Here is a 26,233-nt window from a genome sequence, read left to right as displayed (position 1 = left end):
GAGACGGCCGCGGCCCCCGGTGTGTTCACGCTGTTACCGCGTCGACCGTGTGGGGTCGACCGGTGGTCAGTGGAACTGACCCTCCTCGGTGGAGCCCTTCAGCGCCGCGGTGGACGTGTTGGGGTCGACCGTGGTGGCGATGCGGTCGAAGTAACCGGCGCCGACCTCGCGCTGGTGCTTGACGGCGGTGAAGCCACGCTCCTCGGCGGCCTTGAACTCGCGCTGCTGCAGCTCGACGAACGCGGTCATCTGGTTGCGGGCGTAGCCGTGGGCCAGGTCGAACATGCCGTAGTTGAGCGAGTGGAAACCGGCCAGGGTGATGAACTGGAACTTGAAGCCCATCGCGCCGAGCTCCTTCTGGAACTTGGCGATGGTCTCGTCGTCCAGGTTCGCCTTCCAGTTGAAGGAGGGCGAGCAGTTGTAGGCCAGCAGCTGGTCCGGGAACTCGGCCTTGACGCCCTCGGCGAACTTCTTGGCGTACTCGAGATCCGGGGTGCCGGTCTCCATCCAGATCATGTCGGCGAACGGGGCGTAGGCCTTCGCACGCTCGATGCACGGCTCGATGCCGTTCTTGACGTGGTAGAAGCCCTCGGCGGTGCGCTCACCGGTGATGAACGGGCGGTCACGCTCGTCCACGTCGGAGGTGATGAGGGTCGCGGCCTCGGCGTCGGTGCGCGCGATGATCACGGACGGCACGTTGGCCACATCCGAGGCGAGGCGGGCCGAGGTCAGGGTGCGGATGTGCTGGTTGGTCGGGATCAGCACCTTGCCACCGAGGTGGCCGCACTTCTTCTCCGACGCGAGCTGGTCCTCCCAGTGCACACCGGCCGCACCGGCGTTGATCATGGCCTTCTGCAGCTCGTAGGCGTTCAGGGCGCCACCGAAGCCGGCCTCGGCGTCGGCCACGATCGGGGCGAGCCAGTTCTCGACCGAGGTGTCACCCTCGATGCGGGCGATCTCGTCGGCACGCAGCAGGGCGTTGTTGATGCGACGGACGACGGTGGGGACCGAGTTGGCCGGGTACAGCGACTGGTCCGGGTACGTGTGGCCCGAGAGGTTGGCGTCGCCGGCGACCTGCCAGCCGGAGAGGTACACGGCCTCGAGGCCGGCACGGATCTGCTGGACGGCCTGGTTACCCGTCAGGGCGCCGAGGGAGTTGACGAAGTCCTTGTTGTTGACCTTGTCCCAGAGGATCTCCGCGCCACGACGGGCGAGGGTGTGCTCCTCGACGACGGTGCCCTGCAGCTCCGCGACCTGCTCGGCCGTGTAGTTGCGGGTGATGCCCTTCCAGCGGGGGTTGGTGTCCCAGTCCTGCTGGATCTCTTCAGCGGTACGTGCCTTGCCGATGTTCGACATCGCGACTCTTTTCTGTCTCGGGGGCGGGTCCGGATTCGCACTCTTGCGAGTTACGGCCCCTTACGGGAGACACAATGCCACATGGCAGGCAGCGCGTCTACCTGCGACAAGTGCGAATGTGGCGAGTTTCTTTGCCTTCTTTGCAAAGTTTGCGAAGATTGTGGGGCTCGCCACGGACCTCGGAGGGAAAGCCGATGACGGCCTCACATATGGGATCGCGACTCCGCCGACTGCGCGAGGAGAACGGCCTGACCCAGGCCGCCTTCGCGCAGTCGCTCGGCTTGTCGTCGTCGTACCTCAACCAACTCGAGAAGGACGCCCGCCCCGTCACCTCCCGGGTCCTGGTGAAGATCTCCGAGGTCTACGGCGTGGACTCCGCGTTCTTCGCCTCGGACTCGGACACCCGGCTCATCGCGGCGGTCACCGAGGCGCTCACCGACACGCAGCTCTCCGCCGAGGTCCCGGCCGCCGAGGTGGTCGACCTCGTCCGCGCGCACCCGGCACTCGCCCGTGCCTTCATGCTCCTGCACCAGCGCTACCGCAACTCCTCGGATTTGCTCGCGGCGCTGACCGAGACCCGCAACGTCCCGGACAGCTCGGTCGACCGCTCGGTGCTGTCCATGCCGCACGAGGAGGTGCGGGACTACTTCTACCAACGGCAGAACTACATCGACTCCCTCGACACCGCCGCCGAGGATCTCACCACCCGCATCCGGCTCAACCGTGGCGACGTCCGCGCCGAGCTCGAACACCGCCTGGCCGAGGCCCACGGGGTCCGCATCGCCCGCCGCGTCGACCTGCCCGACGGGCTGTGGCACCGCTACTCCACCGAGGACCGTCGTCTCGACCTGTCCGCCCACCTCACGCCCGGTCAGCAGGCGTTCCGCGTGGCCTCCGAGCTGGCCTTCCTCGAGCACCGCGACCTGCTCGACAGCCTCGTCGAGGAGGGTTCGTTCAGCTCCCCCGCCGCCGTCGCGCTCGCGCTGCGCGGCCTGGCCAGCTACTTCGCCGCCGCCGTGCTCATGCCCTACCAGCGCTTCCTCGACACCGCCGAGGACTTCCGCTACGACGTGGAGCGGCTCATGGCCTTCCACGCCACCGGCTACGAGACGGTGTGTCACCGCCTGTCGACCCTGCAGCGACCGGGCGCGGCCGGGGTGCCGTTCAGCTTCGTGCGCGTCGACCGCGCCGGCAACATGTCCAAGCGGCAGTCCGCGACCGGGTTCCACTTCACGACCTCCGGTGGCACGTGCCCGCTGTGGAACATCTACGAGTCGTTCTCGTTCCCCGGCAAGATCATGCGGCAGGTCGCGCAGATGCCCGACGGCCGCCTCCACCTGTGGGTCTCGCGCACCGTCACCACCCGTCCGATGCGTTTCGGCCAGCCGCGCAAGACGTTCGCCATCGGCCTGGGCTGCGAGGCCCGCCACGCCCACCGGACCGTGTACGCGCAGGGCCTCGACCTCGACGACGTCGACGCCGCCACCAAGATCGGCTCCGGCTGCCGCATGTGCGACCGCCCCGCGTGCCCGCAGCGGGCCTTCCCGCCGCTCAACCACGCGCTGCGGGTGGACGCCCACCGGTCCTCGCTCTCGCCGTATCTCCTCGACCAACCGTCCGCCCCCGGCGGGACCGCTGGCCTACCCTGACGGCCATGAGCCAGCCCCACGAGAGCAGCGACAGCCACGACGGCACCGCCGCGCAGGTCCCCCGCATCCGGCCCGGCGGCTTCCGGGAGCTCGGCCCGTTCGGCTGGGTCGTCAACCGGCTCGGTGCACGCGTCACCGGCTCGCGCGACGTGAACCTCTTCGCCACCCTCGGCCACGCCCGCCGGCTCTTCCCCGCGTGGCTCGCCTACTCCGGGATGATGATGCCGTTCGGCGTGCTGGACCGCCGCACCACCGAGCTGGTCATCCTGCGCGTCGCGCACCTGCGGGGCAGCGCGTACGAGCGGGCCCACCACGAGCGGATCGGCGCGGGCGTGGATCTCGACGACGACGAGATCACCCGCACGACAGCCGACCCCGCCACCGCCGGGTGGCCGAACCGGCTGCGTGTGCTGTTGACCGCAGTCGACGAGCTGGTGCTGACCAAGGACATCTCCGCCGACACGTGGGCCGGGCTCTCGTCGCACCTCGGCTCGTCCGAACTGGTGGGGCTGGTGCAGTTGGTGGCGCAGTACGACGGGTTGGCCACGTCGCTGCACGCCCTCCGGGTCCAGCCGGACCGCCCCCGCTGACCCGCCGCGCCTGACCCCGCCGGTCCGCGCCTTCGGCTCGGCCGACTCACGCGCCCCCGTCGGCTCGGCCGACTCACGCGCCCCCTTCGGCTCGGCCGACTTACGCGTCCCCTTCGGCTCGGCCGACTCACGCGTCCCCTTCGGCTCGGCCGACTTACGCGTCCCCTCCGGCTTACGCGCCCTCTCTGCCCGCAATCGGCCCCGGTGCGCGCCCGGATCGGTCCATTCCCCACGCGCACCCGCCCAACGCGTCCCCGGAAGCCCGCGACCTCGGCGATTCCTGCCGCTCACCCGCCCTGCGCTTGCGCGCCCCCTTCGGCTTACGCGCCCTCTCTGCCCGCAATCGGCCCCGGTGCGCGCCCGGATCGGTCCATTCCCCACGCGCACCCGCCGGAGGCCGCCCGATCAACCGGCCCTGGCGTGCGGCCACTCCCGAGAAGCTCTCCCGCCCTGAGCCCGGATTCCACACCCGCAGCCCTCTCCACAGGCCAGCGCCTCGGCACCCGTCGACGGCCACCGCGCACCTGCTCGCTTGGCATGCTGCGGTCCATGACTCCACACCGCCGAGGCCCGGTGCACCCCGTACTCACCCGGGCGCGCCTCAGCAGCGAACTGTCCGACCTCCCCCGGCGGCGCCGCGAACGCGACTTCGTCAAGATCGCGGACGAACTCTGGCTGCCGACCAGCCACCCGACCAACTTCGAGACCCTATCGGTCGCCTACTCCCGGCTGTACCCGGATGCCGTGCTCACCGGCTGGTCTGCCGCGGTCATGCACGGCATCGCCCCGCCAGACGACGCCGTACCGGAGCTCTGCGTCGGCCCCGTCGGCCGGACCCGCAGTGGCCTCCGGATCCGTCGCTACACCATTCCGCCGTCGGCGATCGAGGTCCGGCGGGGAGTCCGCGTCACGTCCCGTCGCAGGACCGCTTTCGACCTGGCGAGATTCAGCGACCACCTGAGCGGTGTGCTCGCAGTCGAAGCGTTCTATCGACGGGGATACGCACAGCGCGAACTGGAGGAAGACGTCGCTGCGGGCGCCGGCGCGTGGGGGGTCGCTCGGGCCAGGCGTGTGCTCGCCGACGCGCATCCCCGCAGCGAGTCTCCCAGGGAAACGGAGACCCGCCTGTTCCTGCGTGCCGCCGGATTCACGTCTTTCGAGCCCCAGGTGGAGGTGCCGGGGCTCGGGAGCCGGCTCGACCTGGCCGACCCGGTGGCGCGGATCGCCGTCGAGTACGACGGGGCCCACCACGACGATCCCGTCCAACAGTCCAAGGACCGTTACCGACGCAATCGCCTGCAGGCAGCCGGCTGGATCGTCATAGTGCTCGACCGGAGACTGTTCCGACACCGGCGCGAGGAGATCCTCGACCAGGTGCGGGAAGCCTATGCGCGGCGGGCCGCCGGTTCGGCGGCATGAGGCCCCGCGCCCCGCGGCCCCGACAGTCCCGGCCGGACATGCCCCGCGGCCCCGACAGTCCCGGGCAGGCCCCGCGCCCCGACTTACGCGTCCCCAATGGACCCTTCCAGGCGCGCACCCGGCCTCAGGTCGGGCATTCCGAACGCGCAAGCCGAAGGGGGCGCGTAGGTGGGCATCGGCGGGGCGGCTCAGCCCGCGTCGACGCAGGGCAGGCAGACGCGAGCCCGGGCATCGAGCTCCATCGACATCGTCCGCCCCGCCGGCACGGTCACCGGCTGGCCCTGGACCGAGCACGCGAAATCGGCGCCGTTGAGGTTCTCGATGGTGATCTCCGTGTGCGTGCACCGCACCCGCACGTGCGTACCCCGCACCGTCAACCGGAAGGTCAGTCCCGTCCACTCCGCGGGCACCCGCGGGTCGAACGAGATCTCACCCCGGTAGTCGCGCATCCCGCCGAACCCGCTGACGAGGGCCGACCACACCCCGCCGGTGGAGGCCACGTGGATGCCGTCGGCGGCGTTGCCGTGCACGTCGGCCAGATCCACCACGAGCGCCTTGGAGAAGTGCTCGAAGGCCTCGTCGCAGTAGCCGATCTCGGCGGCGATGATCGACTGGACCACGGCGGACAGTGTCGAGTCGCCGGTGGTCAACGGGTCGTAGTACTCGAAGTTCGCCCGCTTCTCCTCCTCGGTGAACTCGTCGCCGCGCAGGAACATCGCCAGCACCACGTCCGCCTGCTTGAGGACCTGGTGCCGGTAGATCACCAGCGGGTGGAAGTGCAGGAGCAGTGGCCGGCGGGGATCCTCGAGGTCCTGGTCCCAGACCTCCTTCGCGAGGAAGTCCTGGTCCTGAGGATGGACCTTCAGATCCTCGTCGAACGCGATCACCATGTTCTCGGCGGCACGCCGCCATTCGCTGGTCTCGTCGTCGCGCAGCTTGAGCCGCCGGCAGACGGCCTCCCACTGGCCGTCACCCAACGCCGCGATCCGCTTGCAGGCGATCGCGGCGGCCACGAGGTTGAACCGGGCCATGGCGTTGGTGAACAGGTTGTTGTCCACGACGGTCGTGTACTCGTCCGGCCCGGTCACGCCGTGGATGTGGAACATGCCGTCGCCGTCGAAGAAGCCGAGCGAGACCCACATCCGCGCGGTCTCGACCAGCACGTCCACGCCCTCGTGGATCATGAAGTCCTGGTCCTCGGTGGCCCACATGTATTTGACCATGGCGTGCGCGATGTCCGCGTTGATGTGGTACTGGGCGGTGCCGGCCTCGTAGTACGCCGACGCCTCCTCACCGTTGATGGTCCGCCACGGGTAGAGGGCGCCGTTCACGGAGAGGTATTTGGCCCGGTTCCGCGCCTTGTCGAGCATGTTGTAACGGAAGCGCAGGGCGTTACGCGCGAACCGCGGCATGGTGTACGTCAGGAACGGCAGGACGTACGTCTCGGTGTCCCAGAAGTAGTGGCCGGAGTAGCCACTACCGGTGACGCCCTTGGCGGCGATGCCGTTGTACTCGGCCCGTGCCGAGGCCTGGGCCAGCTGGAAGAGGTTGAACCGGATGGCCTGCTGCGTCTCCGCGGGGCCCTCCACCTCGACGTCGGCGCGATCCCAGAAGTGGTCGTACCAGTCCCGCTGGGTGCGGTGCAGGTCCTCGACCCCGCGCACGCGGGCCCGTCCCAGGGTGCGCGAGCACCGGTCCGCCAGCTCGCTCGCGGGAACCACCTCGGAGGTGTGGTACGCGGCCAGTTTGGTCAGCTTGAGTACCCGTCCCGGCGTGACGTGGGCGTGGTAGACGATCTTCGAGGAGTCGTCGTCGATCTCGTGGCTCATGGCCACGTCGTCCTCGGTCTCGAGCAGGTGGTCCACGGCGACGGCGATCGTCATGCCCGAGTTGGTGCACCGGTACCCGTGCACGTGGTACCCGCCCTGGTCCTCGGTGACCTGGGGCTCGAGCACCCGGTGCTCGAGTCCCTCGGCGCGGCGGGGGTCGAAGCCCTCTGCCGGGGCGCCGTCGTCCGCGGCGGAGCTGTATTCGTCCTCGCCGTCCTGCCGATTGAGGACCTGCGAGGAGATCACCACGGGGGCGGGCTCGTCCGGGAGCTCGATCTCGTACGTCATCACCGCGAGGTGCTTCTCCACCATCGACACCATCCGGCTGGTGCGGATGACGACCTTCTTCCCGGCGGGGGTGCGCCACACGATCTCCCGAAGCAGCACCCCGTCCCGGAAGTCGATGCTGCGCTCGTAGTGTTCGAGGTCGGCCACGGATAGCCGGAGCGGTTCGTCGTCGACGTAGATGCGGATGGTCTTGGTGTCGGGGGCCTGGATCATCGTCTGGCCCTCGCGGGCGAGCCCGTAGGCGTCCTCGGCGTGCTGGATGTGCCACGTCTCGTGGAAGCCGTTGACGAAGGTGCCGTGCTGGGCGGAGTCGCGCCCCTCCTCCGGGTTGCCACGCATGCCCAGGTAGCCGTTCGCCACCGCGAACTGCGTCTCGGACACCCCGAGCGGCGACGCGTTCGGACGGGTCTCGACCCAACGCCACGGGTCGGCGGGGTGGGTGGAGCGGTTGATCTCGGGGACCTCGAGGTGGCTCCGGAGGTTCACGCCGTAGGTGGTGCGGATGTTGCCGGGCACGGACTCGCCGACGGTGTCGTGGACCGGTCCTCGGGAGAAGGGGATACGGGTCACCGGTTCGCCTCCGTCAGTCCGGGGATGAGCTCGGCCAGGTCGACGACGACGAGGTCGGCGCCCTCCGCGAGCAGGGTCTCACGCCCGGCTCCGCGGTCCACACCGACCACGCGCGCGAACCCGCCGGCGGCGCCGGCCTGCACGCCGGAGACGGCGTCCTCGATCACCACGCAGCGGTCCGCGGGTACACCGAGCAGCTCGGCGCCCCGCAGGTACGTGTCGGGGCGGGGCTTGCCGGGGATCCCCTCGGCGGCGGCGACCAGCCCGTCGACGATCACCTCGAACCGGTCCCGCAGTCCGGCCGCGGTGAGCACGGCCTCGGCGTTCTTGGAACTGGAGACCACGCAGGAGGCGATGCCGGCGGCGTCGAGGGCGTCGAGGTAGGCCACCGACCCGGGGTAGGCCTCGATGCCCTCGTCGAGCAGCTCACGGAAGATCACGTTCTTGCGCAGACCGAGCCCGTGGATCGTGTCCGCGTCGGGACCGGCCTCGTCGTCGTCGTCGCCCTCGGGCAGGGTGAGGCCCCGCGCGGCGAGCATCGACGCGATGCCCTCGACCCGCGGCTTGCCGTCTATGTAGCGGAAGTAGTCCTCATCCGAGTACGGGTCGATCCCCCGGGCGTCGAAGTAGGTGGTGAACATCCGATTCCACGCCTGCATGTGCTTCTCGGCCGTCGGGGTGATGACCCCGTCGAGGTCGAAGAGCACGGCGTCCACACCGTCATGGTCCATAGCGTTGTCCTAGTTCCGGGTCGGTTTGACGGGTCGGGGTGTTCGTCCGGGTGCCGATCGGGCTCGTCCGGTGACGGACCAAGGCTAGTCCCACCCGGCGATTTCCACTGCTTCCCCCCGCCCGGGCGCCGCCCCCGACTTCGGGCCCCCCGGGGCGGTCGGCGTCGACTACCGGGCGGCGGCGCGCGCGGACTTGATGCACAGAACCGACCGACCCGGTGGCACTATGAGGGGTAACCGAAAGACAAAGGAGAGAGATGCGCCTGCGCACCCGCACCCCCCGCCGCGTCGCGATCGCCGGTCTCGCGCTGGCCACCGCGGCCGCACTCACGGCCTGTTCGTCGGACGAGGAGAACGCCCAGGGCGGCGAGCCCGCGAGCGAGACCCAGACCTCGGAGACCGTGGCGCAGTCCGCGCCGCAGGCGCCCGTAGAGGAACTCGTCCTGTCGGAGGGTGAGGCGCCCGGTGGTGGCGTCGTCCAGGTCGTCGACCGTCAGCTGCTACAGGAGGCGGTGGACAAGCTCGTCGCCGACCAGGGCCGCCAGCTCATGGAGGACCCGGCGTGCGACAAGGTCTCGCGCCTGGAGACCGTCTCCAACCACGCCACCACCGATGGGGTGACCGCCGCCGTCCGCTACAAGCAGTCGGAGGAGGACGAGACCGAGCACCGCTTCGGCATCGGCATGGTGGGCGAGCGGCTCGACGAGTTCATGGACCGCTCCCTCTACGAGGCGTGCACCACCTCGCGCAGTGCCGCCAACCCCAACGTCGAGCTGAAGATGACGGTCGCCGACGCCCCGGCCATCGACGGCACCGAGGGCTTCCGGGTCACCAGCGATTTCATCACGACCCAGCCGGACGGCACGCGCACACTGAGCCGGGCCATCGCCATCCACGGCTTCGCTCGCGACACCACCGTGAGTGTCGAGTACGCGGCCCGCGGTGACGACCCGGCGGCGGACCCGGTCCTGCCGACCGCGGCCGGCGCCCTGGACGCGATCTACGTCGCGCAGATGGAGAAGATCCTCAACGCCGAGTAGTCGCCGGGCACACCGCGACGGGCCCCCGTCGGGTGGCCCCCCGACGCCGGCGGACCCGGTGCCGGGCCCGCCGCAGGCTGTCAGAGGTTGATCATGTGGCCGCCGACGCCCTCGACGGCCTCCTTCATGGCCTCGGACAGGGTCGGGTGCGTGTGCACGTTGCGGGCGATGTCCTCGGCGGTGAGGTCCCACATCTGCGCCAGGGTCAGCTCGGGCAGCAGTTCGGAGACGTCGGGGCCGATGAGGTGGGCGCCCAGCAGCTCGCCGTGCGTGCCATCGGCGACGACCTTGACGAACCCGGTCGCGTGACCGAGCCCGTGGGCCTTGCCGTTGGCCGAGAACGGGAACTTGCCGACCTTGACGTCGTAGCCCTCGTCCTTCGCCTGGGCCTCGGTCAGCCCGAACGAGGCGACCTGCGGCTGGCAGAAGGTGGCGCGCGGCATCATGCGGTAGTCGCCCAGCGTCTGGGTCTCGGCGCCGGCCATGGTCTCGGCCGCCACCACGCCCTGGGCCTCGGCGACGTGCGCCAGCTGCAGCTTGGCGGTGACGTCGCCGAGCGCGTAGATGCCGTCGACGTTGGTCCGCATGTTGTCGTCGATGTCGATCGCGCCGCGGTCGGTCAGCTCGACGCCGGTGTTCTCCAGCCCGTAGCCCTCGACCCGCGGGGCGAACCCGACGGCCATGAGCACCTTGTCGACGGTGACGATCCGGGTGTCCTCACCGTCCTTGGACTCGATCTCCACCTCGACCGAATCGCCGTTGTCGCTGATCGAGGTGGTCTTGTGGCCGGTGAGGAGCGTGATGCCGAGCTTCTTGTAGTGCTTGGCGATCTCCTTGGAGACCTCCTCATCCTCGTTCGGCAGCAGCCGATCCATGAACTCGACGATCGTGACGTCGACGCCGTAGGCGTTCATCACGTACGCGAACTCCATGCCGATCGCCCCCGCGCCGACGACGACGATCGAGTCGGGCAGGTCGCGCGTGAGGATCTGTTCCTCGTAGCCCACCACGTTCTCGCTGAACTCGATCCCGGGAAGCGTCTTGACCACGGAACCGGTCGCGATGATGCAGTTGTCGAAGGTGTACTCCGTGCCGTCGACCTCGATCGTCTTGGCGTCGGTGAACTTCCCGAAGCCGTCGATCTCCGTGATCTTGTTCTTCTTCATGAGGAAGTGGACGCCCTTGACGATGCTGTCCGAGACCTTACGGCTGCGGTCGAACGCGGCGCCGAAGTCGAAGCTCACGTCCCCGGAGATACCGAAGAGCTTGCCGTCGCGCTGGACGGTGTTGGCCAGCTCCGCGTTGCGCAGGAGGGCCTTGGAGGGGATACATCCGACGTTGAGGCATACGCCGCCCCAGTACTTCTCCTCGACGACGGCCACCTTGAGGCCGAGCTGCGAGGCGCGGATGGCGGCGACGTAGCCACCGGGGCCCGCGCCGAGGACGATGAGATCGTAATGAGTGTCAGCCACGACACTCAGGGTAGCGCTCCCGGCGGCACCGGAACGGCGGAGCGGGCCGGAACTGCACCCGAAATGACCGACGCCGCCCCCTCCGTGTGGAGAAGGCGGCGCGACCGCTCGCGTGAGCGAGGATCAGGACAGGTTGCCCAGGACCGACTTGAGGGCGGTGGCGACCAGCTCGCCGATGGTCTCGGCGATCGTGTCGGTGATGTTGCCGGTGGCGCTGCCGCCGCTGAGGGAGCCGGACTCGCCGGAACCGGCGCTGAGGAGGTCGGTGATGGAACCCATTGTGTGTATCTCCGTTTATTGAAATGCACTCCCGCGTTGATCGGGAATGGCCGGGTCAGTCGACCCGCGGCTACGGAAGATGCTACTGACCTCACGAACGCGTGACAAGAGCTTGTGAACATCCGAGGTGGGTTTCGATCTGTTCGCTTGATCACGTGCATCATCGAGGGCATGACCGACACCACGATCTCCGACCCGTTCCTCCACCTCGAGGCCGTCGACTCCCCCGAGGCGCTCGGATGGGTGCGTGAGCGCAGCGACCGGACGGTCGCAGATCTCGCCACCGGCGATCATGCCGAAGCCGCGCATTCCCGCGCCCTGGAGATCCTCGACGCCACCGACCGGATCGCGTGGCCGGTCCTGCGCGGCCGGTACGCCTACACGCTGTGGAAGGACGGTGACCACCCCCGCGGGCTGTGGCGCCGGGTGCCGTGGACCGTGCTGGCCGACGGGGCGCCGGGGGTCGACCACCCGGCCTGGGAGACGCTCGTGGACGTCGGGGCCCTCGCCGACGAGGAGGGCGTCAACTGGGTGTACTCCGGCACGGTCGTGCGTCGTCCCGTCGACGACCGGGCGCTCCTGCGGTTGTCCCGCGGGGGCGCGGACGCCGTGGAGGTCCGGGAGTTCGATCTGACCGAGCGCCGCTTCGTCACCGCCGGGGAGGGGGCGTTCCACCTGCCCGAGGCCAAATGCTCGGTGTCCTGGGTGGACCGCGACACCGTGCTCCTCACCGCGCCGCTGGACCCGGACGGCTCCGACGCCACCGACTCGGGGTACGCGCGTGTGGTGCGGCTCTGGCGTCGCGGGACCGATCCCGCCCAGGCCCCGGTGATCTTCGAGGGCCGCACCGACGACGTCGCGGTGGGCGCCTCGCACGACCCCGTCACCGGGCGGTTCCTGGCCAGCCGGGCGCCCGACTTCCACACCTCGCAGGAGGTGTTCTGGACCCCGGGCACCGACCCCGCCTCCACCACCCCACTCGCGGTGCCCGTGCCCGAGGACTGTGACGTCACCTCGTGCGGCGACTGGCTCATGCTGCGCCCCCGCACCGATCTGGAGATCGCCGGCCGCTCCCACCCCGGCGGGTCGGTGCTCGTGGTGCCGTGGGCCGCCGTCGACGCCGAGCCGGGTCGGCTGCCGGAGCCCGTCGTGCTGTTCTCCCCCACCCCGTCCACGACCGTCGAGGACGTCACCTGGGGCCGCGGCCGGATCCTGCTCACCGTCCTCGACGACACCGAGTCGCGGATCGACGCGTTCTCCCTCCCCGACACCGCCGACGGCGAGTGGTCCCCGCTGCCCGTCGAGGGCCTGCCGGAGCACGTCTCGGTCGACGTGCTGTCCTGCGACCGGCTCTCCGGGATGGACGACGACCCGGTATCAGGAGCCGCACCCGGCTCAGCCGCACCCAGCTCAGCCGTACCCACCCACGCGGGCGAGCGGCCACACCCCGACGACGCGGTGCTCGCGGTCTCCGGGCCGGTCGTCCCGCCGTCGCTGGTCCTGCTCCGGGCGGACGGCAGCACCACCAGCCTCGGCTCGACGCCGCACCGGTTCGACTCCTCCGGGATCGAGGTCACCCGCCACACCGCCGTGAGTGACGACGGCACCGAGGTGCCCTACACGGTCATGCGCGGGCCCGGCCCCGCCGGACCACGTCCGACCATCCTCTACGGCTACGGCGGGTTCGAGGTGTCCATGCGCCCCGCCTACGCCGCCCTCCGCGGCGCGCTCTGGCTCGAGGAGGGCGGGGTGTACGTCGTGGCGGGGATCCGCGGCGGCGGTGAGTACGGGCCGTCGTGGCACCGCGCCGCCGTACGGGAGAAGCGTCCCCGGGCGTTCGAGGACTTCGCGTCCGTGGCCCGCGCCCTCGTCGAGGAGGGCGTGACGACCCGCGATCAGCTCGGGGCGACCGGCGGGTCCAACGGCGGCCTGCTCATGGGCGTCATGCTCACCCGCTATCCGGAGCTATTCGGTGCCCTCGCGATCGCCGTGCCCCTGCTGGACATGAAGCGCTACCACCTGCTCCTGGCCGGAGCGTCGTGGATGGCCGAGTACGGGGACCCGGACTCCGCCGACTGGGACGACTTCCTGGGTGCCTACTCCCCCTACCAGCACATCCGGCCCGCCTCGGAGGTCCGCTACCCGCCGGTCCTCATGACCACCTCGACCCGGGACGATCGCGTCCATCCGGGCCACGCCCGCAAGATGACCGCCGCCCTGGAGGACGCGGGACACGAGGTCCAGTACTACGAGAACATCGAGGGCGGGCACGCCGGCGCTGCCGACAACTCCCAGGAGGCCCGGAAGGCGGTCCTCACGTACGAGTTCTTCAGGCGCCGACTACCTCGTCGTCGTCCCCACCAGGGGTGACGGCACCCAGCTCGCGGTCGATCCACGACAGCACCCGGGCGACCACCTCGGCGGGGCGGCGGGCCCACGCGTTGTGGCCCAGCGCCTCCGGCTCCAGCTCCAGCGTCGTCCGCGCCGAGGGAAGCATGGCCAAGAGGTTCCGCGCCGCGCCGGCCGGGGCCAGAGGGTCGCCGGCGATCGCCACCGCCAGCGCCGGCACGGTGACGCGCGCGAGGCCCGCCGGGTAGTCGAGGTCCGCCCGTGCCGGCTGCATGACGCCGCGTCCGGCGAGCCTGGACCAGTCGCGGACGCGGTCGGCCGGGATCCTCCCCTGTGCGCCGAAGAACTGGCCCGGCACGTGCCCGGACAGCCAGGCCAGCGTCGGGAGGATGACCGACGCGGCGCGCAGCTTGTGCCCGAAGGAGCCCGGGAACCCCCGGTGGAACGGTGACTGGGCGGCCACGGCGATCAGGCCCACGACCCGCGGGTCGTGGCGGGCGAGGTGGTAGACGCCGATCTGCGCGCCCATGCTGTGGCCCAGCAGCACGACGGACCGCGCGCCGAGACGCTGCTCCATCGCGTCCAACGCGAGCGGGACGTCCTCGGCGGCGCTCTCGTGGTAGCCGGCCGGGCCGCTGCGACGCCCGATGCGGTAGGTGCTCTCACCCTGACCGCGGAGCTCGGTGATCGCGACGTCGACGCCCTCGGCCGCCAGTGCGCGCGCGAAGGGGAGGTAGTACCGAGCGCCGACGGCGATGCCCGGCAGCACCAGGATCGCGGGCCGGCCCTCGTCCCGCCGATCGGCCGCCACGATCAGCAGCGGACTGGTGCTGCCGTCCGGGTGCTGCATGTCCACCCGCTGGGGGTCCTCGATCTTGGTCATGAGTAGAGCTCGATCTTGGTCATGAGTAGAGAATGCCGGAGTACGCTCCGGCCTGCGCGGTCATCCCTGAACACGACGAACCCCGCGCCACCCGTTGCGGGCGGGGCGGGGTTCGTGGAGATCCGGGGCGGCGCGTACGACCCCTGCCCCGGGGGAGCGGACTCACCCCCAGCTGGCGCCCATGGCGCGGCCCATCATCGGCCAGGACTGCTTGAGGTCGTCCTCCCAGTAACCCCACGAGTGCGTGCCGTTGGGCGCGAAGTCGAAGTGGGCCGGGATGCCGAGCTCGCCGAAGCGGCGGGCGAGGTTGGCGGTGCAGTACTGGGTGGCCGCCTCGATGACGCCGCCGACGATCGCCTGGTTGGCCAGCGCCGGGATGCTGTTGCGCAGACGCCAGTTCTCGAGCGACTCGTGCGGCCCGGGCAGGCCGTTGCCGGTGGAGATGAACATGGCGGGGAGCTGGTTGTTCTTCATCTGCTCCTGGAAGCGGAAGGCACCCCAGACCGGGTCGTTGTCGAACCAGTTGTTGGTCCCCGTGCGGGGCTCGCCCGGGAAGGGGCCCCACATGTTGTCGAGGTTCGCGCCGCCGCGCATGCCGGTGACGATGTTGATGAACTGGTAGCCGATCGGGGTGGACGTCTCGGCACAGCCCGAGTACGAGCCGATGGCCTGGAACCTGCCCGGGTGCTTCTGCGCGATCGTCAGGACCGAGGTGGCGGTCATGGAGATCGCGGCGATGCCACGCTTACGGCCCTGGTAGTTACCGCCGTACTTGCCCTCGAAGAGATTCGGGAGCTCCTCGGCGAGGTAGGTCTCGAACGCCATCGGACGGTCGGTCTCGCGGGCGAAGCGGGTCTGGACGTTGGGATCGTGCCGCTGCCAGTCCGTGTAGTACGAGAAGGCGCCGCCGATCGGGGTGACGGTCCACGCGTCCTTGTCGGACATGAACTTCTTGACGTCGGACTGCGCCTGCCAGGTGGCCGAGTCCTCGCCACCGCCGGCGCCGTTGATCAGGTACAGCACTGGGGCCCCGGGGTTGCCGTCACGCGGCGGCTGGACGATGTTGGGCACCTCGATCGCCATCTTGTCCGACCACACCGAGACGATCATGCGGCCGTCGGAGAGCTTGGTCTCGACGACCTTGTTCGCGGCCGTGGCCTTGGAGTACTGGATGTTTCCGCCCTGGGCCTGGGCCGTGCCCGTGGCTGCGACGGGGACCATGGCCGCAGCGAGGGCCACTGTCGCGACCTTCGTGCCGAACCGCTTCACTGAACGCATATCTCGACGCCTTACATTCTCGTTGTTCACAGACGGACTCGGGCAGACCCGTGCAGGAAAGCTAACTCAATTCCCAGGAGTCACACAAGCCCCACTGACCCACTCGCACTTCGCGAGAGTGCCAGCAGGGCCGAGCCTTGCGCCGCCGGGCATGATCCTGGGATCCCGTACCCGGGTGGCCCGCCGGAAACCGCGGGACCGCCCTTGCGGCTCACGTCACTATTATCGACGCCACCCGGCTGGTCGTTACGGATATGAGGAAATTCCTATACAAGCGCCACCCCGGGAACGGTGAACGCCCGGGGACGGGCACGACGAAGGGGGTCCGGACACAGCCCGGACCCCCTGTCGGAACGTGGTTCGACTCAGGCCATGAAGCCGGCGTCGAAGGCCTCCTGGAAGTCGCCACCGAGGAAGTAGCCCAAGCCGCTGGCGAGATCTCCCATCCAGCCGAGGGCCTCGTTGAGGATACCCAGGGGTCCGCCCTCGCCGAGGACCATGCCGATGCTGCCAGTGGGTTCAAACGCTTCGCTGCCCATGATGTTTCTCCTAGAAGTTGGGGTGAGCCCGGTTGGTTCCGGCGCTCGGGGTGGTGTAGCCGTGGCCGGCCGCCCGCTCGTTTCGCGGCCAGCGCCGGAGCCCGACTCCGTGGGAGCCCGACTCCGTGTCAGGACAGCTCTTACTCTGCGCCGTTGAGAACCTCGAGGCTACCGAGAGCGTCCTCAAAGCCGGTGCCACCGATCGAGCCGACGAAGCCCATGATGCCGCTGAGAATGTCCGAGACGCCGCCGATGGCATCGGCGATCGCGTTGAAGTCAGGCATGTGAATGAATCTCCTTGGATAAGCGGTCCCGCCCCAGATTCCGAGGCTGCACTCAGACTAGTCAAGGGCACGTGATTGTCCACAGTGACGCTGGCCACAAGACGACTGTGCGCGTCCTGAGGACCCGGTCGGGGGCGAGTCGTCGATCTCGACGGTTCGCCACAACATCGTGGGCTGCTCGGCCTGGTCGTAGACGGCGTCGGGGTAGGCGATCAACCTCCAGGCCAACTTCGATGCCGGTGACCGCGGCGTTGACCTCGGGGTCCATCCGGGTCATCGCCCACCAGCTGCGACGCGAACTGTTCATCTCCTCGTCATCCCAGGTTGCGGCGAAAGAGAGATGCCTCACGCTCCCGCTGGCACACAAAGGCACTGTTGGTACACAACGGCACGAACTTCCTCATCGGTGTAGCCGTCCGAGCGCATCCGCAGTGCCGTGACCGATTACGGCGGGGCGCAATCCCCGTCCCCGAACTCCCGTCTGGTCGCGGTCGGATGACTCGCAGCCAGTCTGACGAAGAAGAGGCGAAGAAGAGGGAGGAGTGCGCCTCTGTCGCCGTGCTCCGGCGAAACGCGTTGCAGCCGGGGTACCGCGCTCAGCGGTACCCCGGCTGCAACCGTCTCCGGGGAGGCAGGGCTCAGATCAGAAACCCATGCCGCCCATCTCGTCGCCACCCGGCATGGCGGGCGCGGCGGGCTCGGGCTTGTCGGCCACGACGGCCTCGGTGGTGAGGAACAACGCGGCGATCGACGCGGCGTTCTGCAGCGCCGAGCGGGTCACCTTGACCGGGTCGTTGATGCCGGCCTCGAGGAGATCCTGGTATTCGCCGGTGGCGGCGTTCAGGCCCTCGGCGCCCGGCAGGTTGCGGACCTTCTCGGCCACGACGCCCGGCTCGAGGCCGGCGTTGTGGGCGATCTGCTTGAGCGGGGCGCTGAGCGCGAACTTGACGATGTTCGCGCCGGTGGCCTCCTCGCCCTCGAGCGACAGACCATCGATGGCGACCTCGGACTTGACCAGGGCGACGCCGCCGCCGGCGACGATGCCCTCCTCGACGGCCGCCTTGGCGTTGCGCACGGCGTCCTCGATGCGGTGCTTGCGCTCCTTCAGCTCGACCTCGGTGGCCGCGCCCGCCTTGATGACGGCGACGCCGCCGGCGAGCTTGGCGAGGCGCTCCTGGAGCTTCTCGCGGTCGTAGTCGGAGTCCGAGTTCTCGATCTCGGCGCGGATCTGGTTGACCCGACCCTCGATCTGACCCTGGTCCCCGGCACCCTCGACGATGGTGGTCTCGTCCTTGGTCACGACGACCTTGCGGGCCTTACCGAGCATGGAGATGTCGGCGGTCTCGAGCGAGAGGCCGACCTCCTCGGAGATGACCTGGCCACCGGTGAGGATGGCGATGTCCTGCAGCATGGCCTTGCGGCGGTCACCGAAGCCCGGGGCCTTGACGGCGACGGACTTGAAGGTGCCGCGGATCTTGTTCACGACCAGGGTCGACAGGGCCTCGCCCTCGACGTCCTCGGCGATGATGAGCAGCGACTTGTTCTCTCCGATGACCTTCTCCAGCAGCGGGAGCAGGTCCTTGACGGTGGAGACCTTGCCGGAGACCAGCAGGACGTACGGATCCTCCATGACCGCCTCCTGGCGCTCCGGATCCGTCTGGAAGTACTGCGAGATGTAGCCCTTGTCGAAGCGCATGCCCTCGGTGAGCTCGAGGTCCAGACCGAAGGTCTGGGACTCCTCGACCGTGATCACGCCCTCCTTGCCGACCTTGTCCATGGCCTGGGCGATGAGCTCGCCGATGGCCGGGTCGCCGGCGGAGATCCCCGCGGTGGCGGCGATCTGCTCCTTGGTCTCGATCTCCGTGGCGGAGTCGATCAGGTGCTTGGTGACGGCCTCGACGGCCTTCTCGATGCCGCGCTTGATGCCCATGGGGTTGGCACCGGCGGCGACGTTGCGCAGGCCCTCGCGCACGAGCGCCTGGGCGAGAACGGTGGCGGTGGTGGTTCCGTCGCCGGCGACGTCGTCGGTCTTCTTGGCGACCTCCTTGACCAGCTCGGCGCCGATCTTCTCGTACGGCTCCTCGAGCTCGATCTCCTTGGCGATGGAGACGCCGTCGTTGGTGATCGTGGGGGCGCCCCACTTCTTCTCCAGCACGACGTTGCGGCCCTTGGGGCCGAGCGTGACCTTGACGGCGTCGGCGAGCTGGTTGAGACCGCTCTCCAGGCCGCGCCGGGCCTCTTCGTCGAACGCGATCATCTTTGCCATGGGGTGAATCATCCTCCGGGTATGGGGTGACACGCGTGTGGTCAGCGTCGGTGCCCGCGACGGACGGTGCGGACCGTGTCGGATCCGCGCCTCACCTTGCGACCTCGGTTCTCAGATCTTGCTGGCACTCAGGGTAGCCGAGTGCCAATCGCTTTTCTAGCACTCGCCCCCGACGAGTGCAAAGACCCGGACGGCTGATTCGCGCTCGGCGAACGACCCTCATGTCGCCCGGCCCTGCCCTACCATCGAGACGCCGTCCCACCCGTTCGCCCGAAAGGCTCGTCAATGCCCACCGAACCCGCCGCAGCAGGCGCCATCGAGAGCTCCATCGAGATCGACGCCCCGCCGGCCCGGGTCTGGGAGGTCATCTCCGAGGTCCGCAACGCCACCCAGTGGAGCAGCCAGGCCTGGAAGATCTTCCCCCTCGGCGGCCGCACCGCCAAGGGCACGTGGGCACTGAACCTCAACAAGCGCGGGCCGCTCCTGTGGCCCACGACCAGCCGTGTGGTGGAGTTCGAGCCCGGCCGCCGGTTCGCCAACCGCATCACCGAGAACACCACCATCTGGGTCTTCGACCTCGAGCCGACCCCCGCCGGCGGCACCCTCCTCACCGAGCGCAGGGAGGTCCCGGACGGGCTGACCTTCATCTCCCGATTCCTCACCGACAAGGTGTTCGGAGGACAGAAGTCGTTCACCAGCGAGCTGGACCGGGGCGTGTCCACCTCCCTGCAGCGGATCAAGGCGCTCGCCGAGCGGAGCTGAGGCCGGGATGGCCCGGGCCGCCGCGGCCCTCATCGCGGGCTCGCTCGTCGCGTCGCTCTCCGGCTGCGCCCTGTGGTCGGGCGACGGCGACGACGTCGACGCCCCTGCCCGCGAGCAGCCCGGGCCCACCCTGGCCGCCGGCCCCCCGCCGGCGGACTGGCAGGACGTCCGCAGCCCCACCGGGCTCGTGTACTCGGTTCCGCCGGGGTGGGAGGTCGGGGACCCGTCCGGGGTCGACGACGACGCCGGCGACCCCGGATCGGACTGGGGATCGGGCTACGTCACCACCGCCAACGCCATCGCCGACCGTGGCTACTGCCGGCTCGGGGGCCTGAGCTTCCGGACCCTGGTCGGCATCAGCGCGACGGCACTGCCGGGCGAGGCGCGTGAACAAGCCGAATCGGCGTCCCGGGCCATGGCGGACTCGATCGACCGACGGTTCACCCAGGCCGGTGCCGACGTCCCCGTCCCCGATGCCCGCAGGATCGGGGTCTCGGGGGTGCCCGCCTGGTACGTCTCGCTGCGCGGCGAGGTGCGTCCCCCGCGCAACGACTGCACCCCGCCGACCATCCGCTTCGACACCATCGCGGTGTCCACGCGGGGCCCGGACGGCGCGCCGGCCTCACTGGTGTTCGTGCTCATGTCCGATGAGGGCGAGGCCGGCGTGCAGCCCACGGAGACGATCGACGCCGTGGTGGCGTCCCTGCGCTACGACATCTCGGTGTGACGCCACCCGGGCGCGGCCACCCGGTTCAGGCCGCGGTGGCGGAGTCTCGTCCGCCCGTCGCGGGATCGCCCCCGGCGGACGGTGCGATCACCTCGTCCGTCCGCGCGTCACGCGGCAAAAACTCCGCCCACCCCTGGTCGCAGCGGGCCCACGCCCAGCCGGCGTCCGCCGCGGCGTCGGCCGCGTCGACCGGGACGGTCCGTCGGCACACGGGGACGTCCGGCCCGTCCTTCGCCTGGATGAGCAGGCAGTCGCCAGACCGCTCGAAGCGGAAGCAGCGTTCGCCGTCGACCTCCAGCTCCAACCGGTCGCCGTCGATCAGGAGCTTGCCGATCAGCTGGCCCAGGAGTTCACGGGTGACCCACGGCAGCGTGCCGCGGGGTCGACCGCGCACCGCGTGGTCGGCGATCCCCGCGCCCACCATGGTGGGCCGACGGTGGACGTCGACATCAATGCGCTCGCGCGGGTCGGCCACCAGTCCCAGCTCGGGCGAGGTCACGCGGAGCTGGCGCGGGGCGGCGTACCGCATGACGGCGTTGACCACGAGTGGGCGGGTGATCACCTCGGGCCGGATGACCACGCCCACGCCGTCGATCTCCGGGCGCGAGCACAGAGCGCCGGTCTCGCCGATCGCCTCGGCCTCCGGGAACCGCTCCGACAGCTCGTCGCACAGCGCCTCGAGGTCCGCCCGCACGCGTGCGGGCAACTCGTCGACGGAGGTGAGCTCGCGGAGCTCCTTCTCAGCAGGGGTGACGACGATCACAAAGCTACTCATGTGCACACCATACTTCATGCTGCGTTCACTTTCCGTTCATGTCGCCGAGTCGTGTCGGAGCGGGCAACTACTCTGTGCGCATGGCCGACTCCCCCGCGTTCGCTGACCCCCACGCCGATCTCGCCCCGCTCGCGGCCGCGGTCGCCGCCCAACTCGACCGGGCCCGCTCCGATCTCGCCGATCTCGTCGCCCTACCGTCGGTGCACGATGCCGAGCCGGAGGCCGGCGCACAGGCCAGCGACCTCGTCCGCGGCCTGCTCACGGACCTGCCGATCCCGGGCCTGGGCCCGGACTCGGTCGAGGTGATCGAGACGTCCGACGGGTCGCGCGCGGTGTTCGCCCACCGCCCGGCCGCACCCGGCCGCCCCACCGTGCTGCTCTACAGCCACTACGACGTCCAGCCCTCCGGGGACCCGGGCGAGTGGACGTCCTCGCCGTGGGAACTGACCGAGCGCGACGGCCGGTGGTACGGCCGCGGTGCCGCGGACTGCAAGGGAAACCTCGTCGTGCACCTCGCCGCCCTGCGCGCCCTCGCCGCCCTGGGTGACGACGACGAGGTCGGCGACCCCGGGGCGGACCCGCTGGACGGCCTGGGGATCCGACTCGTCGTGGAGGGCTCCGAGGAGACCGGCGGAGGGGGCCTGGACGATCTCGTGGCGTCGCGGCCAGACTTGGTGGCGGCGGAGGCGATCCTCATCGCCGATTCCGGGAACGTCTCGGTCGGCACCCCCACGCTCACGACCAGCCTCCGGGGGATCGCCAACCTCGTCGTCGTCGTCGACACCCTGGAGGCCGGGGTCCACTCCGGACAGTTCGGGGGCGCGGCGCCCGACGCGCTCGCCGCCCTCATCTCCATCCTCGCCTCGCTGCGCGACCCCGCCACCGGCGCCACGACCGTCGACGGCCTGGACTTCACCGGCGAGTGGGACGGGCAGGCCTACCCCGAAGAGGCGTTCCGCGCCGACGCCGGGATCCTCGACGGGGTGGAGGTCTCCACGGCGGCCCCGCTCGCGGACCTGGTGTGGTCACGGCCCGCGGTGACCGTGCTGGGGATCGACTGCCCGCCGGTCGAGGGGGCGATCGCCGCCGTCCAACCCCGAGCCCGCGCCCTGATCAACCTGCGCGTTCCACCCGGGATCGACCCGGTCGAGGCGCAGCGGCTACTCACCGCGCACATCGAGCGGCGCAGGCCGTGGAACGCCCGGGTGACGGTGGAACCCGAGGCCGTCGGCCACCCGTTCCGCTCGGTGCCGGCGGGCGGCTCGGACCCGGTCCACGACCTGCTCTCGCAGTGCCTGGTGCAGGCCTACGGTGCGGAGGAGGTCGCCGTGGTCGGCTCCGGCGGATCGATCCCGCTGTGCACCGCGCTGCAGCGGGCGCATCCCGACGCGAGCATCGCACTGTTCGGCGTCGAGGATCCCGCGGCCGCTATCCACTCCCCCGACGAGAGCGTCGACCCGCGGGAGATCGAGCGCATCGCACTGGCGGAGGCGGCGTTCCTGCAGCGCTACCGCTGAGCCCCCCGGCCCGGAGAACCGGTAACGGTGTGATGCCCGTGGGCCGATACTGTCACCAGAGGCGGCGCGACCAGGTCTCGGCTGCCCGGAAGAAGGAGCCGCCATGCCCGTGCCCGCACTCGCCCACCGCGTCACCCGCGCAGGCCGCGCCCTCCTCGCGACCGCTGTCGCCGCCGCGCTGACGGTGGGGCTGCTCCCCGCCCCCGCGCAGGCGCAGGGGCTACCGGGGTCGATCAGCCCGGAGCAGATCGCCAACGGTGCTCTCGGCACCATCTCGCCGGAGAGCCTCAGCCAGCTCCTCTACTTCGGCAACCTGCCAGGCTCGTCCGGGTCATCGATGATGGGCATCGCCAACCGACTCGGATTCTCCCCCAACATGTTCGCCGGACCCCCGCCGCCGGCGCCCCAACCCAACCCGAACATCACCGAGACCCGTGTCGTGCGCAAGGACGTCGACGGCCGCTACGAGCGGTGGCTCATCGACTCGGCCGACATGAAGCGCGGGATCACCGTCGAGGTCTACCGCGCGCCCGACGGTAATCAGAACGCGCCGTTCCTGTACCTCCTCGACGGCGTCGGTTCCGAACTCCCCAGCGGCTTCATGCAGTGGGGCGCGGCAGAGCAGTTCGCGGACGAGAACGTCAACCTCGTCATCCCGACCGGTGGCCAGGGTTCGATGTGGGCGGACTGGAACGAGCCCGACCCGGTGCTGGGCATCAGCAAGTGGGAGGCGTTCATCACCCGCGACCTGCCCGCCCTGGTCGAGCCCGAGGTCAGCACCAGCCGCAGCCGCGCGATCGGCGGCATCTCGATGGGCGCCGGCGCGGCCGTGACCATCGCCACCCGCCACCCCGATCTCTACCGGGCCGTCTTCGGCGTCTCGGGCTGCTACTCCACCGGCACGCTCGGTCAGATCCTCACCCGCTACACCGTGGAGAGCCGCGGCGCGACCCTGACCAACATGTGGGGCGAGCCGGGCACCGCGCAGTGGGCGGCCCACGACGCGCTGATCAACGCGGAGGAGCTGCGCGGAAAGGCGATCTACCTCTCGTCCGGCACGGGCGTGGCCAACCCGGGCGACTGGGAGGACTACAACAACGACGCCGCCAACTTCATCGCCGGCATGGCGCTCGAACAGGCCACCGGGCAGTGCACGCGCGCGGCGGACCGTCGCCTGCGGGACCTGGGCATCCCGGCGACGATCGACCACCTGCCCACCGGGCTGCACAACTGGTCCTACTACTCGCGTCAGATCCCCGTCGCCTGGAACGCCATCCGCGGCGCGCTGTAACCCCACCGGGGACCCAGAGGAGCCGGCGCTCGCCGCGATACGCTCACCTCCGTGAACCCCCGCCCGGATCTTGACCTGACCCTGCGCCTGTCGGCGTCCGCGGCCGACTCCCGACGGGGAATCGTCCGCGCACACCCGGAAGTGATCCTCGCGCTGGGGATGCGCGAGTGGGATGCCATCGAGATCATCGGTGCCCGCACGACGGGCGCCGTGGTCGCCGCCGCGGCCACGGGCGCGCCGAGCGGCGTGCTGGTCGTCGACGAGGTGGTGGCCGCCAACTGTGGCCTCGGTGAAGACGCGCGGGTGACCGTGCGGGCCGCGGAGGTGACGGGCGCGCAGTCCGTCGAGGTCCAGGGCCTCCCGCCGGCGGGTCGCGGAGTCGCCGAGCGTGTGCTGCGGTCGGCGCTGCTGGGCAAGGTGGTGCGGGTCGGGGACTCGGTCACGCTGATGCCGCGCGACCTCGGCCCCGACTTCCCCACCTCCGACACGACCCGCACCCTGCGCAACACCATGGGCGCGGCATGGGGCACCGAGCTGCTCACCGTCACCGCGACCGTGCCCGGCGGGACCGTCTCCGTGCAGCCCACCACGGCGATCGTGACCGGCGTGGGCACCGGGGGCGCGGGGGCCGGGGGCACCGGTCCGACGGCGAGCTCCCCCACCGCGGCGGCTCCTGCCGCCGCCGGGGGCAGCGCGGGCCCGGAGACGGCCGGCGGCTCGGCCATCACTGCCGTCGCGAGGGAAGACCTCGTCGGCGTCGCCGACCGGGCCGAGGTGCTGGAGCAGTGGCTCTCCCTCGCGCTGGACCGCTCGGAGTTGTTGCGGACGCTGGGCGCGTCGCCGCACCTCGGGGTGCTGGTGGCGGGACCTCCGGGCGTCGGCAAGACGACGCTGGTCCGCTCGGTCGCCGGCCACCGGCGGCTCGAGGTGGTCGACGGGCCCTCGGTCGGAGCGCTCGACCCCGCCTCACGACTCGAGGCGGTCCGTGCCGCCGCCGAGCGGGCCCGCGAGAATGGCGGGATCCTGCTGGTCACCGACGTCGACGCACTGCTCCCCGCCCAGCCCGAGCCGGTGTCCACGCTGGTCCTCGACCGACTGCGGTCGGTGGTGGCGTCCCCAGGATCGGTGCTGGTGGCGACCTGCGTGCGCCCAGAGGACGCCGACGCCCGGCTCCGGGAACCCGACCTCTGCGACCGCGTGCTCGACCTGCCCCTGCCCAACGCGGCCGACCGCGCCGCGCTGCTGGAGGTCATGCTCAGAAACGTGCCCACCGGGACGCTGGACCTGCCCGCCATCGCCGAGCGCACCCCCGGGTACGTCGCCGGCGACATGAGGGCACTGACCCGGGAGGCGGCCCTGCGGGCGGCCGGGCGGGCCGCGGGCGACAGCGCCGCCGACCACGCTGCACCCGACCGTCCCGCGCCAGACCACCCCGCCGCCCGTCTGGAGCAGGACGACCTCCTGGGCGCGATCAGCGTGATCCGGCCGCTGTCCCGGTCCGGCACCGAGGAGCTGAGCCTCGGATCGATCACCCTCGACGACGTCGGGGACATGGAGGAGGTACGTCAGGCGCTCACCGAGACGGTGCTCTGGCCGCTGCAGCACCGCGACTCCTTCGAACGGCTGGGGGTGCAGCCGCCGCGGGGCGTGCTGCTGTACGGCCCCCCGGGGTGTGGCAAGACCTTCGTCGTGCGGGCCCTCGCCGCGAGCGGCCGGCTGACGGTGCACATGGTCAAGGGCGCCGAGCTCATGGACAAGTGGGTCGGGTCCTCGGAGAAGGCCGTCCGCGACCTGTTCCGCAAGGCCCGGGACTCCGCGCCGTCGCTGGTGTTCCTCGACGAGATCGACGCGCTCGCCCCGCGGCGGGGCCAGTCCGGCGATTCGGGCGTCGGCGACCGGGTGGTCGCGGCCCTGCTCACCGAACTCGACGGTGCGGAGCCACTGGGTGATGTGGTCATCCTCGGCGCCACCAACCGGCCCGAACTCATCGACCCCGCCCTGCTGCGTCCGGGGCGGCTCGAACGCCTGGTGTTCGTCCCCCCGCCGGACGCCGAGGCCCGGGCGGACATCCTCCGGGCGGCCGGCCGGGACGTCCCGCTGGCCGACGACGTGGACCTGACCGAGCTCGCGACCGACCTGGACGGGTACTCGGCCGCGGACTGCGCCGCACTGCTGCGGGAGTCGGCGCTGACCGCGATGCGTCGCGACATCGACGCGGCCGAGGTCACCGCCGACGACGTGGATCGCGCCCGCCGCGCGGTCAGACCCACTCTCGACCCCGTGCAGGTGGAGGACCTCCGGCAGTACGCCGAGCGTCGCGAGAGCTGAGCAGCGCGAGG

At 70.5% G+C, this 26,233-nt stretch carries 21 protein-coding genes; 10 read left to right on the top strand and 11 right to left on the bottom strand.

The window, feature by feature from the left end; all coding sequences use genetic code 11:
- Nucleotides 1-66 precede the first annotated feature (66 nt).
- A complete protein-coding gene (aceA, locus tag CK206_RS14135) occupies nucleotides 67-1,356 on the bottom strand; it encodes an isocitrate lyase (RefSeq protein WP_067717135.1) in 1,290 nt (429 codons plus the stop codon).
- 194 nt (nucleotides 1,357-1,550) lie between these two features.
- Here aceA and ramB point away from each other — a divergent pair, with 194 nt between their 5' ends.
- The 3 genes from ramB (at nucleotide 1,551) to CK206_RS14120 (ending at nucleotide 5,014) form a co-directional block, all read left to right on the top strand.
- On the top strand, nucleotides 1,551-3,005 hold the full coding sequence (ramB, locus tag CK206_RS14130) for an acetate metabolism transcriptional regulator RamB (RefSeq protein WP_096906769.1): 1,455 nt from the start codon (nucleotides 1,551-1,553) through the stop codon (nucleotides 3,003-3,005).
- Nucleotides 3,006-3,010: 5 nt separating this feature from the next.
- Complete coding sequence (locus tag CK206_RS14125) at nucleotides 3,011-3,595, top strand: carboxymuconolactone decarboxylase family protein (protein WP_096906768.1); 585 nt, start codon at nucleotides 3,011-3,013, stop codon at nucleotides 3,593-3,595.
- 549 nt (nucleotides 3,596-4,144) lie between these two features.
- Nucleotides 4,145-5,014 carry a DUF559 domain-containing protein gene (locus tag CK206_RS14120; protein ID WP_227022163.1) on the top strand — a complete coding sequence of 290 codons (870 nt, stop codon included), beginning with the start codon at nucleotides 4,145-4,147 and terminating at the stop codon, nucleotides 5,012-5,014.
- Between the two features lie 188 nt (nucleotides 5,015-5,202).
- Here the strand turns inward: CK206_RS14120 and CK206_RS14115 are convergent, their stop codons facing one another.
- On the bottom strand, nucleotides 5,203-7,701 hold the full coding sequence (locus CK206_RS14115) for a glycoside hydrolase family 65 protein (protein ID WP_096906766.1): 2,499 nt from the start codon (nucleotides 7,699-7,701) through the stop codon (nucleotides 5,203-5,205).
- Complete coding sequence (locus CK206_RS14110; RefSeq protein WP_067719247.1) at nucleotides 7,698-8,432, bottom strand: HAD family phosphatase; 735 nt, start codon at nucleotides 8,430-8,432, stop codon at nucleotides 7,698-7,700. Before CK206_RS14110 ends, CK206_RS14115 begins: the two co-directional genes overlap by 4 nt.
- Before the next feature lie 257 nt (nucleotides 8,433-8,689).
- Here CK206_RS14110 and CK206_RS14105 point away from each other — a divergent pair, with 257 nt between their 5' ends.
- Nucleotides 8,690-9,472, top strand: coding sequence for a hypothetical protein (locus CK206_RS14105; protein ID WP_096906765.1), 783 nt, complete (start codon nucleotides 8,690-8,692; stop codon nucleotides 9,470-9,472).
- A gap of 80 nt (nucleotides 9,473-9,552) precedes the next feature.
- Here the strand turns inward: CK206_RS14105 and lpdA are convergent, their stop codons facing one another.
- Nucleotides 9,553-10,944: a dihydrolipoyl dehydrogenase gene (gene lpdA / locus CK206_RS14100; protein ID WP_096906764.1), complete on the bottom strand. Its 1,392-nt coding sequence runs from the start codon at nucleotides 10,942-10,944 to the stop codon at nucleotides 9,553-9,555.
- A 123-nt stretch (nucleotides 10,945-11,067) separates the two neighbouring features.
- Nucleotides 11,068-11,223 carry a hypothetical protein gene (locus CK206_RS20050; protein ID WP_173674796.1) on the bottom strand — a complete coding sequence of 52 codons (156 nt, stop codon included), beginning with the start codon at nucleotides 11,221-11,223 and terminating at the stop codon, nucleotides 11,068-11,070.
- A gap of 171 nt (nucleotides 11,224-11,394) precedes the next feature.
- Here CK206_RS20050 and CK206_RS14095 point away from each other — a divergent pair, with 171 nt between their 5' ends.
- On the top strand, nucleotides 11,395-13,593 hold the full coding sequence (locus CK206_RS14095) for a prolyl oligopeptidase family protein (RefSeq protein WP_096907472.1): 2,199 nt from the start codon (nucleotides 11,395-11,397) through the stop codon (nucleotides 13,591-13,593).
- On the opposite strand, the gene CK206_RS14090 is transcribed toward CK206_RS14095, so the two are convergent.
- The 5 genes from CK206_RS14090 to groL all read right to left on the bottom strand — a co-directional run bounded on the left by CK206_RS14090 (nucleotide 13,553) and on the right by groL (nucleotide 18,822).
- A complete protein-coding gene (locus tag CK206_RS14090) occupies nucleotides 13,553-14,455 on the bottom strand; it encodes an alpha/beta fold hydrolase (RefSeq protein ID WP_096906763.1) in 903 nt (300 codons plus the stop codon). The two genes, CK206_RS14095 and CK206_RS14090, sit on opposite strands and share 41 nt — an antisense overlap.
- Before the next feature lie 162 nt (nucleotides 14,456-14,617).
- On the bottom strand, nucleotides 14,618-15,733 hold the full coding sequence (locus CK206_RS14085; protein ID WP_096906762.1) for an alpha/beta hydrolase family protein: 1,116 nt from the start codon (nucleotides 15,731-15,733) through the stop codon (nucleotides 14,618-14,620).
- 365 nt (nucleotides 15,734-16,098) lie between these two features.
- Nucleotides 16,099-16,272: a hypothetical protein gene (locus CK206_RS19900; protein WP_159981150.1), complete on the bottom strand. Its 174-nt coding sequence runs from the start codon at nucleotides 16,270-16,272 to the stop codon at nucleotides 16,099-16,101.
- A gap of 140 nt (nucleotides 16,273-16,412) precedes the next feature.
- Nucleotides 16,413-16,556, bottom strand: a complete 144-nt coding sequence (locus tag CK206_RS20045; protein WP_173674795.1) for a hypothetical protein — start codon at nucleotides 16,554-16,556, stop codon at nucleotides 16,413-16,415.
- Nucleotides 16,557-17,199: 643 nt separating this feature from the next.
- Nucleotides 17,200-18,822, bottom strand: coding sequence for a chaperonin GroEL (groL, locus tag CK206_RS14080; protein WP_067719261.1), 1,623 nt, complete (start codon nucleotides 18,820-18,822; stop codon nucleotides 17,200-17,202).
- Nucleotides 18,823-19,107: 285 nt separating this feature from the next.
- On the opposite strand from groL, the gene CK206_RS14075 reads away from it, so the two are divergent.
- Together CK206_RS14075 and CK206_RS14070 are read left to right on the top strand one after the other, a co-directional pair.
- The gene (locus CK206_RS14075; protein WP_096906761.1) at nucleotides 19,108-19,584 is read left to right on the top strand and encodes an SRPBCC family protein; all 477 of its coding nucleotides are present in this window, start codon (nucleotides 19,108-19,110) and stop codon (nucleotides 19,582-19,584) included.
- Nucleotides 19,585-19,591: 7 nt separating this feature from the next.
- Entirely contained in the window at nucleotides 19,592-20,311 is a 720-nt protein-coding gene (locus tag CK206_RS14070; RefSeq protein ID WP_096906760.1) for a hypothetical protein, read from the top strand.
- A gap of 25 nt (nucleotides 20,312-20,336) precedes the next feature.
- Here the strand turns inward: CK206_RS14070 and CK206_RS14065 are convergent, their stop codons facing one another.
- Nucleotides 20,337-21,086, bottom strand: a complete 750-nt coding sequence (locus CK206_RS14065) for a hypothetical protein (RefSeq protein ID WP_240341389.1) — start codon at nucleotides 21,084-21,086, stop codon at nucleotides 20,337-20,339.
- Between the two features lie 80 nt (nucleotides 21,087-21,166).
- On the opposite strand from CK206_RS14065, the gene CK206_RS14060 reads away from it, so the two are divergent.
- The 3 genes from CK206_RS14060 (at nucleotide 21,167) to CK206_RS14050 (ending at nucleotide 26,222) form a co-directional block, all read left to right on the top strand.
- The gene (locus CK206_RS14060; RefSeq protein WP_096906759.1) at nucleotides 21,167-22,603 is read left to right on the top strand and encodes a M20/M25/M40 family metallo-hydrolase; all 1,437 of its coding nucleotides are present in this window, start codon (nucleotides 21,167-21,169) and stop codon (nucleotides 22,601-22,603) included.
- Nucleotides 22,604-22,706: 103 nt separating this feature from the next.
- The gene (locus CK206_RS14055) at nucleotides 22,707-23,894 is read left to right on the top strand and encodes an alpha/beta hydrolase family protein (protein ID WP_067719275.1); all 1,188 of its coding nucleotides are present in this window, start codon (nucleotides 22,707-22,709) and stop codon (nucleotides 23,892-23,894) included.
- A gap of 51 nt (nucleotides 23,895-23,945) precedes the next feature.
- A complete protein-coding gene (locus tag CK206_RS14050; protein WP_096906758.1) occupies nucleotides 23,946-26,222 on the top strand; it encodes an AAA family ATPase in 2,277 nt (758 codons plus the stop codon).
- Nucleotides 26,223-26,233 lie beyond the last annotated feature (11 nt).

The organism is Dietzia sp. WMMA184, from assembly GCF_002441635.1.
In the GTDB taxonomy this organism is placed as follows: domain Bacteria; phylum Actinomycetota; class Actinomycetes; order Mycobacteriales; family Mycobacteriaceae; genus Dietzia; species Dietzia kunjamensis.
This window is presented reverse-complemented; position numbering and strand designations above follow the sequence as displayed.